Raw genomic sequence first — 15742 nt, forward strand, 5'->3', positions numbered from 1 at the left:
ACCTCCCGGCACGGCCCGGCCGCGTTGATAAGCATCCATGGCGTTCTCCTGGCAAAAAAAAGCCCGCGATGGCGGGCTCGATTCAGTGTTTGTGGTTGGGCGTGTTGCCAGCGGTGTCGATGATCCGCCCGCCGCCGTTGATGTCTGCGCTGACCGTCAACGGGCCGTTGATCGACACGTTGCCGGTCAAGGAGATGCTCGACGCATTCAGGGTGATGGCCCCGTCGGTGATCGTCAGTGTGCTGGCGCCGACCTTGACCTGGGCGTTGCCGCTGGGCAGGTCGATGTCGTAGCGCTTGGCCTGCCAGTCGTAGACCAGCGAACCGCCGTCGGCGAAGCGCCAGACCTCGGCATGGTCACGGTTGTCCGGCGCGCGGCCGGCATTGCCGTACAAGCCGGCGAAGAAAGTGCCCTGGGCGGGTTCGCCACTGGGGCTGAGCAACACGCCCTGCTCGCCCAGGCTGGGTGAGCGCCAGTGCCGGGCCTGGCCCGCCGCCTGGGCGTGCCAGCGTACCCAGGCGCTGGTCCAGCCGCCGCCGTCGGAAACCCTGACGCGAGCAGCGGCCAGGTCCACCGCCACCACGCGGCACGGAATCACCAGGCTGGCCAGCATGCGGTCATGCAGGGCGCTGACATAGCTCATGCCAGGTCCTCCGGCGAGAGATAGCGCGGCTCGTTACCAGCACCGGTCTCGGGACTGAACCCCAGCTTGAGGCTGCCGGGCGGCTCGTCAGGCCAGTGCCATTGCAGTTCACCCATCAGCACCGGCTGATCCCAGCGCACTCGCCAGCCGGAGCCCGTGAAGAAGGCACGCACGTCGCGGCTCGGTTCCACGAAGTCCAGGCCCCAGAGCTGCTGCCGTAGCAGGTCCATCATCTGCGCAGCCAGCAGGCTGCCCTGCAATCGGGCCTGGGGTCGGGAGGCGTCGGGGGTGATGTAGGCTTCGAAGGTGGTGATCAGCACTGATCGGCCGTCCCGAGGTGCCGGGTCGGCCATCATGCGCACGATGCCGTGGCGCAGAGCCGGAAATGTCGGCGGTGTACTGCCTTCGGTGTAGGCATCGACGGACGCCAACTCCGGAATGGCCGCCCTGATCGTGTCGGTCAGCGCGCTGTGCAGCGTTGCCAGTTCGCCCATGTTCGCAACTCCTATCGTTCGTCCCTCAACCCGAGGCGCCGGGCCGCCCAACGCTCATAAAGGCCGATGGCGACATCGGCGCCGGCCATGGCGGTGAGGCAGCCGAAGGCGCTCGCGCTCCAGATCGTCATGCCGCTGGCGTACAGCAGCATCACCGTCGACACCCCACAGACCATGCAAGCCCCGGAGCGCAAGGCCAGTCGCCGAATCAGCGACCAACCGCGCGCGCCGGCCTTGTCGGCCCGCCACATCTCGCCGGACAGACCGCCCAGCAACGCCAGGACGATCACCAGCCACAGCGGCATTTCCAGTAACGTCTGTTGCTCGCTCGTCACTGTCCTGTCTCCTGTCCAATGCCCACCGGCGACTGCCGGCGGATCCCTTGCCGTATCACGCGGCATTCCGAAAGGCCCGCCGAGGCAGGCCCTTGAGTAATGCGTTGTCCAACCGCCGGCCACGACTGGTGACGCCGGACGGTTGCGCTTCAAATTGGTGACTCCGACCGCGGCCGCCTGCCCGCCGGATAACTGATCGTGGTGCTTTACGCTGCACACCCGGGCCAGTTGCCAACCCTCTGAACAGTCAAGGCCTGTTCATCGCTGCCTGTGTTTCAACCGGTTACTGACCGGCTTGAGACACAGGTTATGCATTGATGCATATGCAGTCAATGCATTTTTGAAAATATTTTTGCACTGGCAAATGCTTCAGTGCATGAAGGCCGCTAGATGTGCATGCCGTAGGCAGTTTCTAGAAGCTGCGAAGGAGAACTCTCGCCCGGTCTGACCCAGCAGCCATGAGGCGAAGGCAGGCGCCTTTCTGCGGGCATTAAAAAACCCGCCGAAGCGGGTTTTTGTCGAGCCAGCCGTCAGCGGGCGTACATGCCCCACCAGAAGACGTGCCCCAGCAAGCTGATCTGCTCGTCCTGCATCTGCTGGAAGCTGTAATCTTCATCGGGATGCTCATCCCGGTTGAAGCTGCGCAAGCGAATGCCGGTGGGCAGACGATACACCTGTTTGACGCGCAGCTGACCGTTGTGATTGATGGCATAAAGGTCGCCATCGATGATGTCGCCAATGGCGAATCTGCCCGTGTTCACCCCTACTGTGGCGCCATCGCGCAGGACTGGCAACATGCTGTTGCCACGTACCGTCACGCACTTGGCGTGTTCGAACTGCACACCGTTGTGGCGCAGGCTGCGCTTGCCGAAGCGCAGGTGAGCGCGTTCACTTTCCTCGATCACGAATCTTCCTGATCCTGCTGCCAATTCAACCTCTCGAAGGAAGGGCACGGAGACTTCGTCGTCCTCGACGGGTGTCTCGTCGTCCCACAGACTGATATCGCTCAGTTGAGCGCCCCCCTGCGCAGGCTCGGCGACCTGGGAGATGCCAAGCTCCGCACGGCCACGCAATTGGTCGGTGCTCACGCCGAAATATTCGGCGATGCGCGACACGTGTTTGTCCGACGGATCGACGATCTTCTCGCTGAGGATCCGCGACAGGGTGGATTGAGGGACGCCCGTGCGCCGGTGCAGCTCCGTCGGTGACAGGCCGTGGCGGTCGAGCAGTGCTCTGAGTACGGAGGCTACGTTGCGTTTTTGCATAACATGCATAATGCGATGCTTTTTCCAGAAATGCAAATGCATCATGGCACCGTGTTCTGCAGGTGAACGCAAAAGCCTGTACCATTGCCGGTTTCGAAATAGCCACCAGACCACTGCTTCAAGGCCCTGAATGTCTGATCTTTCCGCACACACCCCGATGATGCAACAGTACTGGAAGCTGAAGAATCAGCATCCGGACCAGCTGATGTTCTACCGCATGGGCGACTTCTACGAGATCTTCTACGAAGATGCGAAGAAGGCCGCGAAACTGCTGGATATCACCCTGACTGCGCGGGGTCAGTCGGCAGGTCAGTCGATCCCCATGTGCGGGATCCCGTTCCACTCCCTGGAAGGTTACCTGGCCAAGCTGGTCAAGCTGGGCGAGTCGGTGGTGATCTGCGAGCAGATCGGCGATCCGGCCACCAGCAAGGGCCCCGTCGAACGTCAGGTGGTGCGCATCATCACGCCGGGTACGGTGAGTGACGAGGCGCTGCTGGACGAACGTCGAGACAACCTGATCGCTGCCGTGCTCGGCGATGAGCGTCTGTTCGGCCTGGCTGTGCTGGATATCACCAGTGGCAACTTCAGCGTGCAGGAGATCAAGGGCTGGGAGAACCTGCTGGCCGAACTGGAGCGGCTCAATCCGGTCGAGCTGCTGATCCCGGACGACTGGCCACAAGGTCTGCCGGCCGAGAAGCGCCCCGGCGCACGTCGGCGGGCGCCGTGGGATTTCGATCGCGATTCGGCACGCAAGAGCCTGTGCCAGCAGTTCGCGACCCAAGATCTGAAGGGCTTCGGCTGCGACAAGCTGACCCTCGCCATCGGTGCCGCCGGCTGTCTGCTGGCCTATGCGAAGGAAACCCAGCGTACCAGTCTGCCGCACCTGCGCAGCCTGCGCCACGAGCGCATGGACGACACCGTGATTCTCGACGGCGCCAGCCGCCGCAACCTGGAACTGGACATCAATCTGGGCGGGGGCCGCGACAATACGCTGCAATCGGTGATCGACCGCTGCCAGACGGCCATGGCCAGTCGCCTGCTCAGCCGCTGGCTCAACCGGCCGCTGCGCGACCTCAAGATCCTGCAAGCCCGCCAGGACTCGATTCGCTGCTTCCTGGAAGGCTACCGCTTCGAAAAGCTGCAGCCTCAGCTCAAGGACATCGGCGACATCGAGCGAATTCTTGCGCGCATCGGCCTGCGCAACGCGCGGCCGCGCGATCTGGCCAGGCTGCGCGACGCCTTGGGTGCCCTGCCGGAATTGCAGAACGCCATGGCCGAGCTGGAGGCGCCTCATCTGGCGCGCCTGGCGACCATCGCCGGCACCTACCCCGAGCTGGCCAGTCTGCTGGAACGAGCGATCATCGACAATCCGCCTGCGGTGATCCGCGATGGCGGCGTGCTCAAGGCCGGTTACGACAGCGAACTCGATGAGCTGCTGTCGATCAGCGAAAACGCCGGGCAATTCCTCATCGACCTCGAAACCCGCGAGCGCGCCCGCACTGGCCTGGCCAACCTCAAGGTCGGCTACAACCGTGTGCACGGCTACTTCATCGAGCTGCCGACCAAGCAGGCCGAGCAGGCGCCGGCCGACTATATCCGGCGCCAGACGCTCAAGGGTGCGGAGCGCTTCATCACCCCCGAGCTGAAGACCTTCGAAGACAAGGCGCTGTCAGCCAAAAGCCGCGCATTGGCGCGTGAAAAGATGCTGTACGACGGGCTGCTCGAAACCCTGATCAGCCATCTGGCGCCTCTGCAGGACAGCGCGGCGGCCCTCGCCGAACTGGATGTACTGAGCAACCTGGCCGAGCGCGCGCTCACCCTGGACCTGAACTGCCCCACCTTCGTCGACGAGCCATGCCTGCGCATCGAGCAGGGTCGGCATCCGGTAGTCGAGCAAGTACTGACTACGCCCTTCGTGGCCAACGACCTGGGCCTGGACGACAGCACCCGCATGCTGATCATCACCGGCCCCAACATGGGCGGTAAATCCACCTACATGCGCCAGACGGCGCTGATCGTGCTGATGGCGCACATCGGTAGCTTCGTGCCTGCGGCGCGGTGCGAGCTGTCGCTGGTCGACCGCATCTTCACGCGTATCGGTTCCAGCGACGACCTGGCCGGCGGCCGCTCGACCTTCATGGTCGAAATGAGCGAAACGGCCAACATTCTGCACAATGCCACCGAGCGCAGCCTGGTGCTGATGGATGAAGTCGGACGCGGTACCAGTACTTTCGACGGCCTGTCGCTGGCATGGGCAGCGGCCGAGCGCCTGGCGCAACTGCGCGCCTACACCCTGTTCGCCACGCACTACTTCGAGTTGACGGTGTTGCCGGAGAGCGAGCCCCTGGTGGCTAACGTGCACCTCAACGCCACCGAACATAATGAACGCATCGTGTTTCTGCACCATGTCCTGCCCGGCCCCGCCAGCCAGAGCTACGGCCTGGCCGTGGCGCAACTGGCCGGCGTACCGGCGCCCGTGATCCAGCGCGCCCGCGAGCACCTCGGTCGACTGGAAACGGCCAGCCTGCCTCACGAACCGCTCAGCAACAGAAACCCCGCGGCGCCGTCTGTCCCGCATCAGAGCGATCTGTTCGCCAGCCTGCCACATCCGGCCATCGAGAAGCTGGGTAAGCTGGACATTGATGGCCTTACGCCTCGTCAAGCTATCGAAATGCTATATCAACTGAGAAACCTGTTATAACGGCGATCCGCGCAAGCTGATAGAATCCGCCGCGGTTCGTCGGCGCTGCAGGTTATTAGCCTGGTCTGCAGCCGCTCTGAATCGCGCCACCCTCAAAGGAAGGGTGCGCCGCCGTCGCCTGAGGAGAGAATTTAGAAATGACCTTCGTCGTCACCGACAACTGCATCAAATGCAAGTACACCGACTGCGTGGAAGTCTGTCCGGTGGACTGCTTCTACGAAGGCCCGAATTTCCTGGTGATTCACCCGGACGAGTGCATCGACTGCGCCCTGTGCGAGCCTGAGTGCCCGGCCCAAGCCATTTTCTCCGAGGACGAAGTGCCGGCAGGCATGGAAAACTTCCTCGAGCTCAACGCCGAGCTGGCAGAGATCTGGCCCAATATCACCGAGAAGAAGGATGCGTTGCCTGACGCCGAAGCGTTCGACGGCAAGACTGGCAAGATCGCCGATCTGGAACGTTGATACGTTCAGCGTGACGAAACGACAAAAGGCCCTGATGGGCCTTTTTTGTTTTCAGGGACGCCAAGAGCGGTAATGACCGCCAGCCGGCTGAATTGCAGACAAAAAAAGGGGCGGTTTGACCCGCCCACATTTTTTCCGTAGTCCCTGCTATTCCCTGTCATCATCCTGATGAATCGCGTCATGCGATGTCCTTGGCCGTCATCCTTGAAAGCCTGCACCAGTCCGTCGGCGCACTTCAGATACTAATGATTTCCCAAGGCAGAGCAACCCCTGCAGGTGTGCAAATGCTACGCTTGAAACACAAATACACACCTAGAAAATCGTTATAAATCATTGATTTAGTAAAATGCCACTTCTGAAAACGACAATGATTTACTGACACTCCCTATAAAGGCTTACACCTTGAGTAAGCAATGTCCTACAGTCTGATCAAGAAAGCGAACCCTTCGGGAAATTTTCCTAATCCGCAAAAAAATGCCCCGAGTAATCGGGGCATTTTGCAGCGCTCGGACCCATTACTGGAAAAGCGATTCGCTGGAGAGACCGTTCTTCTCGAGAATCTCGCGTAGACGCTTGAGCCCTTCTACCTGAATTTGCCTGACCCGCTCGCGGGTCAGGCCGATCTCCAGGCCCACATCCTCGAGCGTACTGCTCTCATGACCACGCAAACCGAAACGGCGTATGACCACTTCGCGCTGCTTGTCGGTCAACTCACCGAGCCACTGATCGATACTGCGCGACAGATCGTCGTCCTGAAGCAGCTCGCAGGGGTCGGTGGGACGGTCATCGGTGAGGGTGTCCAACAGCGTCTTGTCGGAATCTGGGCCCAGGGACACGTCCACTGACGATACCCGCTCATTGAGGCCCAGCATGCGCTTGACCTCGGCAACCGGCTTCTCCAGCAAGTTGGCGATTTCTTCGGGAGAAGGCTCGTGGTCCAGCTTCTGGGTGAGCTCGCGAGCAGCCCGCAGATAGACGTTCAGCTCCTTGACCACATGAATCGGCAGTCGAATGGTGCGCGTCTGGTTCATGATCGCCCGTTCGATGGTCTGGCGGATCCACCAGGTGGCATAGGTCGAGAAGCGGAAGCCGCGCTCCGGGTCGAATTTCTCGACGGCGCGGATCAGCCCAAGGTTGCCTTCTTCGATCAGGTCCAGCAACGACAGTCCGCGATTCACGTAGCGTCGGGCGATCTTGACCACCAGGCGCAAGTTGCTCTCGATCATGCGCTTGCGGCCTGCAGCGTCACCTTTCTGCGACAGGCGCGCGAAATGCACTTCCTCTTCCGGGGAAAGCAGTGGTGAGAAACCGATTTCGTTGAGATACAGCTGCGTGGCATCGAGTGCACGGCTGTAGTCGATGTACTTGTGCTGCTTGAGCGAGGAGCCGGACTTGGCTCTGGTCCGAACCGGAGGTACGACAGGTTCGTCTGACACCACATCCGTTTCCAAAACGATGCCCGTCTCCATCACCAGGAGGTCATCGTCGATGTCAAACTCCGGCGCTTCTTTGCTGAGAGCCATTGTTGTAGTCCTTTGCTGAGTTCGTACCTCAGACTCTAACGCCGCCTGCTTCCCTGGCAGCGCTAAAGCCTGTCCCCTTTACGCCATCAGGAACAGGCTGGTGCAACAATCAACGGCGTGGCAGAAATTGTAGTGGGTCGACGGGTTTGCCTTGACGGCGAATTTCGAAATGCAGCTTCACCCGATCAGTGCCTGTGGACCCCATTTCCGCGATCGTCTGCCCTGCCTTGACCTGCTGCCCCTCCCGAACCACGAGCCTGCGGTTATGACCGTAGGCACTGACGTAGGTATCGTTGTGCTTGATGATGATGAGCTCGCCGTAGCCCCTCAAGCCGCTCCCGGCGTAAACCACTGCACCGTCAGACGCAGCAAAAACAGGCTGTCCCAAATCTCCGGCGATATCAATGCCTTTATTCAAACTACCGTTTGAAGCAAATTTTCCAATCAGGACACCGTTGGCAGGCCATGTCCAGCCTCCCACGGCGCGCTCAGCGGCCGGCACCTGGGTCACGACCGGGGCTGTCGCACCAGAGGCTGCGGCTGCCGTCTTGTCACGAGTTGTTGCTGGGGAAACCGTAGCGCCTACAGGACGGCGTGTGACCGTGGTGCGGCTCGAAGAGGAAGGACTGGAAGTGACCACCGTGGTGCTGCCGCCCGCCCCGCTGCTGAAGCGGATCGGCTGGCCCGGGCGAATGGTGTAGGGCGGGGCGATACCGTTGCGCGCTGCCAGCTCCTTGTAATCCCAGCCGTAGCGAAAGGCGATGGAAAACAAGGTGTCACCCGGCCTGACAACGTACTGGCCGGACGTCACAGTAGGACGCTTGGGCGCCGAACTGTTGCGGTCGACCACACGGGCGCCACTGGAGCCAGAGCTGGAACATCCCGCCAGCAGCGTGCCCATGGCCAGCGCAACCACCAGAAGCTTAAAACCCGACCGATCCCTGCGCTGCCGAATGATTGTGTGACCCACCCGCGCTCCCCTCATGGTGCCTGAATCTGGATAAGACGATATGCAATATTGTTGCAATTATAACCGACGCGGGCCCAGGTGATCGCCAGGCACGCACGCCTGCGCCAGCCCGATGATTTGCCTGGCTCCGGCACATAGACCGGCCGGCGCCGCGAGAATTCGCCGATTCGGCAAATATCGCAGGTTCAGCGCCGTGTCCGTCAGGCCAGGGGCCCGTTGAGCAAGGGGACGAATCGCACCGCGCCCAAGACCCGGCGTGAGAACCCCTGCTCCTCGCGCACGATGAGCAGCAGCTGCTGCGCCTCGCCTGCCGGCCCCACCGGGATCACCAGGCGTCCGCCAGGCGCCAGCTGGTCGAGCAACGCCTGGGGCACCTCGGACGCCACTGCGGTGACGATGATGCCGTTGTAGGGGGCCAACGCCGGCCATCCCTCGCAGCCGTCGCCCCAGCGAAACACCACGTTTCGCAGGTTCAATTCCAGCAGACGCTCTTTGGCCCGGTCCTGCAGCACCTTGATCCGCTCCACGGAAAACACCCGCTCGACCAACTGCGCGAGGATGGCGGTCTGATAGCCGGAGCCGGTACCGATCTCCAGCACCTTGTCCAGCGGCCCGGCCTCGAGCAGCAGCTCGCTCATGTGCGCGACCATGAACGGCTGCGAGATGGTCTGGTTGTGGCCGATGGGCAGCGCGGTATCCTCGTACGCCCGATGCGCTAGCGCCTCGTCGACGAACAGGTGGCGCGGAGTACGGCGAATGCTCTCCAGCACTTGGGTGTTGGACACCCCCTCTTCGTAAAGCCGCTGGATCAGCCGTTCGCGCGTTCGCTGGGAAGTCATGCCGATGCCGCCGCGACGTTGCAGATCGTCCTGATCGCGCATCAGAGCAAGCCCTCCAGCCAGCTTTCCAGATGCTCGAAGGCTTCCTTGAAGGTGCGATCCAGCTGCAGCGGGGTGATGGACACGTAGCCTTGCATCACGGCATGGAAATCGGTGCCTGGCCCGCCGTCCTCGGCATCGCCGACCACGGCGATCCAGTAGCCTTCCTTGCCTCGCGGATTGACCTCGCGGGTGGGCGCGGCGGCACGCGCACGATGGCCCAGGCGGGTCAGGCGCACCCCGCGAATATGCTCCAGCGGCAAGTTGGGGATGTTGACGTTGAGTACGGTGCGCGCAGGCAATTGCAGGCGCGACTGCGCCTGAACCACGCGGCGGGCGATATCGGCGGCGGTCGGCAGGTTGTCCGGCTGGCGCGACAACAGCGAGAACGCCAGCGAAGTGGTGCCGAGGAATCGCCCCTCCAGCGCCGCACCGACGGTGCCGGAATACAGCACGTCATCACCGAGGTTGGCGCCCAGGTTGATACCCGACACGACCATGTCCGGCGTCTCGGGCAACAGGCCGTTGATGCCCAGGTGAACGCAGTCGGTCGGCGTGCCGTTCAGGCCGATGAAGCCATTGCTCAGCCGTGTCGGGTGCAGCGGGCGGTGGAGGGTCAGCGAACTGCCGGCGCCGCTCTTGTCTTGGTCCGGGGCGATCACCGCGCATTCGGCATGATCCTTGAGCGCGTCGTAAAGCGCCGCCAGGCCGGGAGCGGTGACACCGTCATCGTTGGAAATCAGAATACGCATGGGCTGTCCGTCTGCCCTGCCGGGACCAGATCCACAAGCTCGCGCACCACCACGGTGGCGAAGCATCCGGCCGGAAGGACGAATTCCAGTTGCAGGATATCAGGCTCGGGATAATGCCACGTCAGGCGCGCAATAGGGAGCCGCAGGATGCGCCGTTCGTGATCCAGTCCCGCCTTGCCCAGCCATTGGCACAGGGCGGGCTGCTCGGCGCCGATCGCCGTTTCCAGCGCGGCGACGGCGCCAGCGGTGGGCGGCAACCCGGCACCCCACATCGGGCCAGTGGGGTGGAGGTCGAGAATGGCCAGTCTCGGGTCGGAGCATTCCGCTTCACCGGCAGGAAAAAAGCTACGACTGTCGGTGAAGGCCAATAGATCGCCCACCTGTGCGCGGTTCCAGCTACCGTCGCTCACCCTGGCAGCCAGAGCCTGGTTGAACAGGTAGCTGCGCGCCGCCGAGAGCAGCCGCGAGCGCACGTTACGCTGCTCGGGCAGCGCCTGGCGAGCGGCCCAGCTCAAGGCATCCTGCACATTGCCACCGGCGTGCCCGAAGCGCTGGGTGCCGAAGTAGTTGGGCACACCCTGGGCCTTGAGCTGTGCCAGGCGTTCGTCCAGTACCGTACGGTCGGCGCTCAAGCCTGCCAGCCTCAAGGTGAAGCCGTTGGCCGAGTGCGCGCCGCGCTGCAGCTTGCGCTGATGGCGCACGCGCTGCAGTACCCGGAGGCTGTCGTCCTCGGCGCGGCACAGGTCCGGATCGGCCTTGCCAGGCAGATGCAGGCTGAACCACTGCCGCGTCAGGGCCTGGCGGTCCTTCAAACCGGCGTAGCTGATGGCGCGCAATGGCACGCCGGCCGCACGAGCCAGCCGCCGGGCCGCCTCCTCGGTGTTCAGCTCACGTTTTTCCACCCATAGCCACAAATGTTCGCCTTGGCCGGAGAGCGGAATGTCCAGCACTTCATCGACCTGGAAATCGTCGGCAGTGGCCTTGAGCACGGCGCGGCCCAGGGCCTCGCCGTTGGCGCGCGGGCCCAGCAATTGCGATTCGGTCATAGCGCCAGCAGCAGGGCGACCGCGTGCACCGCGATCCCCTCCTCCCGGCCGGTGAAGCCCAGTTTCTCGGTGGTGGTGGCCTTGACGTTGACCTGATCGAGCTGGACCTGCAGGTCTTCGGCGATCAACTGGCGCATGGCCTCGATGTGCAGCGCCATTTTCGGCGCCTGGGCAACGATGGTGGCATCGACGTTGGCGACCTTCCACCCCTTGGCCTGAACCACGCCCACAACATGGCGCAGCAGTACACGGCTGTCAGCGCCCTTGAACTGCGGATCGGTATCGGGGAAGTGCTTGCCGATGTCGCCCAGCGCCGCAGCGCCCAGCAGTGCGTCGCTCAGCGCATGCAGCAGCACATCGCCATCGGAATGGGCCAGCAGGCCGTGCTTGTGGGGAATACGCACCCCGCCCAAGGTAATGAAATCACCGTCGGCGAAACGGTGCACATCGTAGCCGTGGCCAATACGCATAGAAAAACGCCCTGATTGAGTCAGGGCGAGATTCTACCTGCATTTGCGCCGACAGGCTCGGGGCTTGATGCCCTGGGCCGGCCGCCGCCGTTCAGCGGCCCAGGGCCTTGGCGTGATGGCGCAGGTGCTCGCCGATGAAGCTGGCGATGAAGTAGTAGCTGTGATCGTAGCCTGGTTGCAGGCGCAAGGTCAGAGCGTGACCGCCCTTGCGAGCGGCCTGCTCCAGGGCCTGGGGCTTGAGCTGGGTGTCGAGGAAGTCGTCGCGGTCCCCTTGATCCACCAGCAGTGGCGGGCATTCGCTGGCCTGTGCCAGGAGCACGCTGGCATCCCACTCGCGCCAGCGTGAGCGGTCCTCGCCCAGGTAGCGCGAGAACGCCTTCTCGCCCCATGGGCAGTCCATGGGGTTGCTGATCGGCGAGAACGCCGAGATCGACCGGTAGCGTCCCGGGTTGCGCAACCCACAGACCAACGCACCGTGCCCGCCCATCGAGTGGCCGCTGATGCTGCGTTGCTCGGAGGCCGGGAAGTGGGCCTCGATCAAGGCGGGCAACTCGTCCACCACGTAGTCGTGCATGCGGTAGTGCTGAGCCCAGGGCTGCTGGGTGGCGTTGAGATAGAACCCGGCACCCAGACCGAAGTCCCAGGCGCCCTCGGGATCGTCCGGCACCTGCTCGCCACGCGGGCTGGTGTCCGGGGCGACGATGATCAGCCCGAGTTCTGCAGCCAGCCGCTGAGCGCCCGCCTTCTGCATGAAGTTCTCGTCCGTGCAGGTCAGGCCGCTGAGCCAGTACAGCACGGGCAGTTTTTCGCCTTGCTCGGCCTGCGGCGGCAGGTAAACGGCGAACACCATGTCGCAGCCCAGCACCTTGGACGAGTGCCGGTAGCGCTTGTGCCAACCGCCGAAGCTTTTCTGGCAGGAGATGTTTTCCAGGCTCATGGCAAACCTCAGAAGTGAATCACGCTACGGATGCTCTTGCCTTCGTGCATCAAATCGAAGGCCTTGTTGATGTCCTCCAGCCCCATGGTGTGGGTGATGAAGGTGTCCAGCGGGATCTCGCCCTTCTCGGCCATTTCCACATAGCTGGGCAGCTCGCTGCGCCCGCGCACGCCGCCGAACGCCGAACCGCGCCAGACGCGACCGGTGACCAGCTGGAACGGACGGGTGGCGATCTCCTGACCGGCACCGGCCACGCCGATGATCACCGACTCGCCCCAGCCCTTGTGGCAGCATTCCAACGCGGCGCGCATGAGCTGCACATTGCCGATGCACTCGAAGGAATAGTCCACGCCGCCGTCGGTGAGGTCGACGATCACTTCCTGGATGGGCCGGTCGTATTCCTTCGGATTGACACAGTCGGTCGCACCCAGCTGGCGGGCGATCTCGAACTTCGCCGGGTTGATGTCGATGGCGATGATGCGCGAGGCCTTGGCCTTGACCGCCCCGATGATCGCCGACAGGCCGATACCGCCCAGCCCGAACACGGCAACCGTGTCACCCGGCTGAACCTTGGCGGTATTGAGCACGGCACCGATACCGGTGGTCACGCCGCAACCGAGCAGACAGACCTTTTCCAGCGGCGCCTCTTTCTGGATCTTGGCCACCGAGATCTCCGGCAGCACGGTGTACTCGGAGAAGGTCGAGGTGCCCATGTAATGGAACAGCTGCTGGCCCTTGTAGCTGAAACGCGTGGTGCCGTCGGGCATCAGCCCCTTGCCCTGAGTGGCACGGATCGCCTGGCACAGGTTGGTCTTGCCGGACAGGCAGAACTTGCATTTGCCGCATTCGGGGGTGTAGAGCGGGATCACGTGATCCCCGACCGCCAGGGAGGTCACACCCTCCCCGACCGCCTCGACGATCGCGCCGCCCTCGTGGCCGAGGATGGACGGGAAGATACCTTCGGGGTCGGCACCGGAAAGCGTGTAGGCATCCGTATGGCAGACACCGCTGGCCACGACACGCAACAGCACTTCGCCGGCCTTGGGCATGGCCACGTCGACCTCGACGATTTCCAGGGGTTTCTTGGCCTCGAAGGCGACAGCGGCACGGGACTTGATCATCAGGCTCTCCATAAGGGATGGTGCGATGAAACAGTGTAATTGACCGCCTTTTAATGAATAATCCTGCCCAACACAAAACATTATTGCCATGCAGGGATAATCGATGGGCAGTCGCTGGGAGGGGATCGATGAGTTCGTGGCCGTGGCCGAGTCGGGACAGTTCACCGCAGCGGCCGAGCGCCTCGGTGTGTCGTCCTCTCACGTCAGCCGCCAGATCGCCCGCCTGGAAGAGCGCCTGCAGACCCGCCTGCTCTATCGCAGCACTCGGCGCGTGACCCTCACCGAAGCCGGGCAGACTTTCCTCCAGCATTGCCAGCGTCTTCAGGACGGGCGCGAGGAAGCGCTTCGGGCCATGGGCGATCTGGCCAGCGAACCCAAGGGACTGTTGCGCATGACCTGCGCAGTCGCCTACGGAGAGCGTTTCATCGTGCCCCTGGTGACCCGCTTCATGACGCGCTATCCGCACTTGCGCATCGATGTGGAGTTGAGCAACCGGCCTCTGGATCTGGTGCATGAAGGCATGGATCTGGCCATCCGCCTGGGTCGCTTGCAGGATTCGCGGCTGATAGCCACCCGCCTGGCGCCGCGGCGCATGCACCTGTGTGCATCGCCCGCCTATCTGGAGCGCTATGGCCGCCCGCACAGCGTGTCGGAACTGGCGCGACACAACTGCCTGGTCGGCAGCTCCGACCTCTGGGTGTTGCAGCAGGAGGGCCGCGAAATCAGCCTGAGGGTTCAGGGCAATTGGCGCTGCAACAGCGGTCAGGCGGTACTGGACGCGGCGCTGCTGGGCATGGGCCTGTGCCAGTTGCCGGATTACTATGTGCTGGAGCACCTGCACAGCGGCGCCCTGGTCTCACTGCTCCAGGCGCATCAACCGCCCAATACCGCCGTGTGGGCGCTGTATCCACAACAACGACACTTGTCGCCCAAGGTGCGGCGGCTGGTGGATGCCCTCAAGGAAGGGCTGGCTGGACTGCCGGAATATCGCTGATGCCGCACCGGCCCGATCAGGATCGCCCGGCCCAGCGCTGGCGCAGCCACTCCAGGTCTTCGGGTCGAGTCACCTTGATGTTGTCGCTGCGCCCTTCGATCAGGCGTGGTGCGTAGCCGGCCCATTCGATGGCCGATGACTCGTCGGTCACCGCCACCTCCGCGACCAGGCATTCGGCCAGTGCCCGATGCAGCAGGCCAAGCCTGAACATCTGCGGCGTATAGGCCTGCCAGATGGTGCTGCGATCTACGGTGGTGCTGACCCGCCCGTCAACGCTGGCGCGCTTGAGGGTGTCGCGAGCCGGCACCGCGAGCAGGCCGCCCACAGGATCGTCCGCCAGTTCACACAGCAGCTTGTCCAGATCGCTACGGGCCAGATTGGGCCGCGCGGCATCGTGAACCAGCACCCAGTCGCCGTCCTCAGCGCCCTGGGCGTGGAGCAGAAGCAAGGCGTTGAGCACCGAGTCGGCCCGCTCGCGTCCGCCACGGGCACGTCGAATGCGAGGATGGCTGGCGCATGGCAGAGTTGGCCAGAAGGGATCGTCATCGGCCACGCTGACCACCACGCCAGTGAGGGTGGGGTGGTCGAGAAAACCATCGAGGCTGTGCTCCAGGAGGGTCTGCCCGCCCAGTTTCAGGTACTGCTTGGGGCGATCGGCAGCCATGCGGGCACCAACGCCTGCGGCAGGGATCACGGCCCAGAAGGTCGGCGTCGGCTGGATCATTTCTGCGGCAGCTGGTAGAGGGTTTCCCCCTCCTTGACCATCCCCAGTTCGTGGCGAGCGCGCTCTTCGACGGTTTCCATACCTTTCTTCAATTCCAGCACTTCGGCGTCGAGCACGCGATTGCGTTCCAGCAGCCGTTCGTTTTCGGCGTGCTGGTCGGCGATCTGCTGTTGCAGCTCGGCCACCTGCGCCAGACTGCCATTACCCACCCACAGGCGATACTGCAGACCCGCAAGCAGCAACAGCAGAACGAGGAACAACCAATAGGGACTGCGCATGAAGGTATCCAGGAGTAAAGGCCGCCGCAGGCCACAGCGAGCTTCCGATAGCACGAAGCCTGGCCGAGGCCAGGCTTCATTGACAGAGCCCTGTCTGAAGGCGCCGATCGTTCAGTAGGAACGCTCGGACAACCCCGGCTGCTGCCTTTT

At 63.2% G+C, this 15742-nt stretch carries 17 protein-coding genes; 3 read left to right on the forward strand and 14 right to left on the reverse strand.

Translation table 11 applies throughout. The annotated features are described in order from the left end of the window. Positions 1 to 82: 82 nt before the first annotated feature. The 4 genes from IAE34_RS20540 to IAE34_RS20555 form a co-directional block, all read right to left on the reverse strand. Entirely contained in the window at positions 83 to 643 is a 561-nt protein-coding gene (locus IAE34_RS20540) for a phage baseplate assembly protein V (RefSeq protein WP_200140782.1), read from the reverse strand. Then, positions 640 to 1137 (reverse strand): hypothetical protein, encoded by a 498-nt coding sequence (locus IAE34_RS20545; protein ID WP_200140783.1) that lies wholly within the window; start codon positions 1135 to 1137, stop codon positions 640 to 642. Before IAE34_RS20545 ends, IAE34_RS20540 begins: the two co-directional genes overlap by 4 nt. Before the next feature lie 11 nt (positions 1138 to 1148). Then, on the reverse strand, positions 1149 to 1472 hold the full coding sequence (locus tag IAE34_RS20550; RefSeq protein WP_200140784.1) for a phage holin family protein: 324 nt from the start codon (positions 1470 to 1472) through the stop codon (positions 1149 to 1151). 530 nt (positions 1473 to 2002) lie between these two features. Continuing rightward, a complete protein-coding gene (locus IAE34_RS20555; protein WP_200140839.1) occupies positions 2003 to 2737 on the reverse strand; it encodes an XRE family transcriptional regulator in 735 nt (244 codons plus the stop codon). A gap of 130 nt (positions 2738 to 2867) precedes the next feature. Here IAE34_RS20555 and mutS point away from each other — a divergent pair, with 130 nt between their 5' ends. Beyond that, complete coding sequence (mutS, locus tag IAE34_RS20560; RefSeq protein ID WP_200140785.1) at positions 2868 to 5438, forward strand: DNA mismatch repair protein MutS; 2571 nt, start codon at positions 2868 to 2870, stop codon at positions 5436 to 5438. A gap of 137 nt (positions 5439 to 5575) precedes the next feature. Further along, on the forward strand, positions 5576 to 5899 hold the full coding sequence (gene fdxA / locus IAE34_RS20565) for a ferredoxin FdxA (protein ID WP_200140786.1): 324 nt from the start codon (positions 5576 to 5578) through the stop codon (positions 5897 to 5899). A 515-nt stretch (positions 5900 to 6414) separates the two neighbouring features. Here the strand turns inward: fdxA and rpoS are convergent. The 8 genes from rpoS to IAE34_RS20605 all read right to left on the reverse strand — a co-directional run bounded on the left by rpoS (position 6415) and on the right by IAE34_RS20605 (position 13596). Next, positions 6415 to 7422, reverse strand: a complete 1008-nt coding sequence (gene rpoS / locus IAE34_RS20570) for an RNA polymerase sigma factor RpoS (protein ID WP_200140787.1) — start codon at positions 7420 to 7422, stop codon at positions 6415 to 6417. 109 nt (positions 7423 to 7531) lie between these two features. Continuing rightward, a complete protein-coding gene (locus IAE34_RS20575; protein ID WP_200140788.1) occupies positions 7532 to 8392 on the reverse strand; it encodes a peptidoglycan DD-metalloendopeptidase family protein in 861 nt (286 codons plus the stop codon). 200 nt (positions 8393 to 8592) lie between these two features. Beyond that, positions 8593 to 9231, reverse strand: a complete 639-nt coding sequence (locus tag IAE34_RS20580; RefSeq protein WP_200140840.1) for a protein-L-isoaspartate(D-aspartate) O-methyltransferase — start codon at positions 9229 to 9231, stop codon at positions 8593 to 8595. A 41-nt stretch (positions 9232 to 9272) separates the two neighbouring features. Continuing rightward, positions 9273 to 10022, reverse strand: a complete 750-nt coding sequence (gene surE, locus IAE34_RS20585; RefSeq protein ID WP_200140789.1) for a 5'/3'-nucleotidase SurE — start codon at positions 10020 to 10022, stop codon at positions 9273 to 9275. Next, positions 10010 to 11068, reverse strand: coding sequence for a tRNA pseudouridine(13) synthase TruD (truD, locus tag IAE34_RS20590; RefSeq protein WP_200140790.1), 1059 nt, complete (start codon positions 11066 to 11068; stop codon positions 10010 to 10012). Before truD ends, surE begins: the two co-directional genes overlap by 13 nt. Further along, positions 11065 to 11538, reverse strand: coding sequence for a 2-C-methyl-D-erythritol 2,4-cyclodiphosphate synthase (gene ispF, locus IAE34_RS20595; RefSeq protein WP_200140791.1), 474 nt, complete (start codon positions 11536 to 11538; stop codon positions 11065 to 11067). The genes truD and ispF overlap by 4 nt, the downstream gene beginning before the upstream one ends. Positions 11539 to 11629: 91 nt before the next feature. Further along, positions 11630 to 12475, reverse strand: a complete 846-nt coding sequence (gene fghA, locus IAE34_RS20600; protein ID WP_200140792.1) for an S-formylglutathione hydrolase — start codon at positions 12473 to 12475, stop codon at positions 11630 to 11632. Between the two features lie 8 nt (positions 12476 to 12483). Beyond that, positions 12484 to 13596 carry an S-(hydroxymethyl)glutathione dehydrogenase/class III alcohol dehydrogenase gene (locus IAE34_RS20605; protein WP_200140793.1) on the reverse strand — a complete coding sequence of 371 codons (1113 nt, stop codon included), beginning with the start codon at positions 13594 to 13596 and terminating at the stop codon, positions 12484 to 12486. 103 nt (positions 13597 to 13699) lie between these two features. On the opposite strand from IAE34_RS20605, the gene IAE34_RS20610 reads away from it, so the two are divergent. Continuing rightward, entirely contained in the window at positions 13700 to 14590 is an 891-nt protein-coding gene (locus IAE34_RS20610; protein ID WP_200140794.1) for a LysR substrate-binding domain-containing protein, read from the forward strand. A gap of 16 nt (positions 14591 to 14606) precedes the next feature. On the opposite strand, the gene ispD is transcribed toward IAE34_RS20610, so the two are convergent. Next, the gene (ispD, locus tag IAE34_RS20615) at positions 14607 to 15314 is read right to left on the reverse strand and encodes a 2-C-methyl-D-erythritol 4-phosphate cytidylyltransferase (RefSeq protein WP_200140795.1); all 708 of its coding nucleotides are present in this window, start codon (positions 15312 to 15314) and stop codon (positions 14607 to 14609) included. Continuing rightward, positions 15311 to 15592: a cell division protein FtsB gene (gene ftsB / locus IAE34_RS20620; RefSeq protein WP_029613437.1), complete on the reverse strand. Its 282-nt coding sequence runs from the start codon at positions 15590 to 15592 to the stop codon at positions 15311 to 15313. The genes ispD and ftsB overlap by 4 nt, the downstream gene beginning before the upstream one ends. Positions 15593 to 15742 lie beyond the last annotated feature (150 nt).

The sequence above is a fragment of the Pseudomonas sp. S30 genome, assembly GCF_016518545.1.
Classification (GTDB): domain Bacteria; phylum Pseudomonadota; class Gammaproteobacteria; order Pseudomonadales; family Pseudomonadaceae; genus Aquipseudomonas.

Coding starts and splice junctions, on each gene's coding strand:
- IAE34_RS20610 (WP_200140794.1), top strand. CDS start 13,700: ATGGGCAGTCGCTGGGAGGGGATCGATGAGTTCGTGGCCGTGGCCGAG.
- IAE34_RS20540 (WP_200140782.1), bottom strand. CDS start 643: ATGAGCTATGTCAGCGCCCTGCATGACCGCATGCTGGCCAGCCTGGTG.
- ispD (WP_200140795.1), bottom strand. CDS start 15,314: ATGATCCAGCCGACGCCGACCTTCTGGGCCGTGATCCCTGCCGCAGGC.
- fdxA (WP_200140786.1), top strand. CDS start 5,576: ATGACCTTCGTCGTCACCGACAACTGCATCAAATGCAAGTACACCGAC.
- truD (WP_200140790.1), bottom strand. CDS start 11,068: ATGACCGAATCGCAATTGCTGGGCCCGCGCGCCAACGGCGAGGCCCTG.
- mutS (WP_200140785.1), top strand. CDS start 2,868: ATGTCTGATCTTTCCGCACACACCCCGATGATGCAACAGTACTGGAAG.
- fghA (WP_200140792.1), bottom strand. CDS start 12,475: ATGAGCCTGGAAAACATCTCCTGCCAGAAAAGCTTCGGCGGTTGGCAC.
- ispF (WP_200140791.1), bottom strand. CDS start 11,538: ATGCGTATTGGCCACGGCTACGATGTGCACCGTTTCGCCGACGGTGAT.
- IAE34_RS20605 (WP_200140793.1), bottom strand. CDS start 13,596: ATGATCAAGTCCCGTGCCGCTGTCGCCTTCGAGGCCAAGAAACCCCTG.
- surE (WP_200140789.1), bottom strand. CDS start 10,022: ATGCGTATTCTGATTTCCAACGATGACGGTGTCACCGCTCCCGGCCTG.
- IAE34_RS20555 (WP_200140839.1), bottom strand. CDS start 2,737: ATGCAAAAACGCAACGTAGCCTCCGTACTCAGAGCACTGCTCGACCGC.
- rpoS (WP_200140787.1), bottom strand. CDS start 7,422: ATGGCTCTCAGCAAAGAAGCGCCGGAGTTTGACATCGACGATGACCTC.
- ftsB (WP_029613437.1), bottom strand. CDS start 15,592: ATGCGCAGTCCCTATTGGTTGTTCCTCGTTCTGCTGTTGCTGCTTGCG.
- IAE34_RS20580 (WP_200140840.1), bottom strand. CDS start 9,231: ATGACTTCCCAGCGAACGCGCGAACGGCTGATCCAGCGGCTTTACGAA.
- IAE34_RS20545 (WP_200140783.1), bottom strand. CDS start 1,137: ATGGGCGAACTGGCAACGCTGCACAGCGCGCTGACCGACACGATCAGG.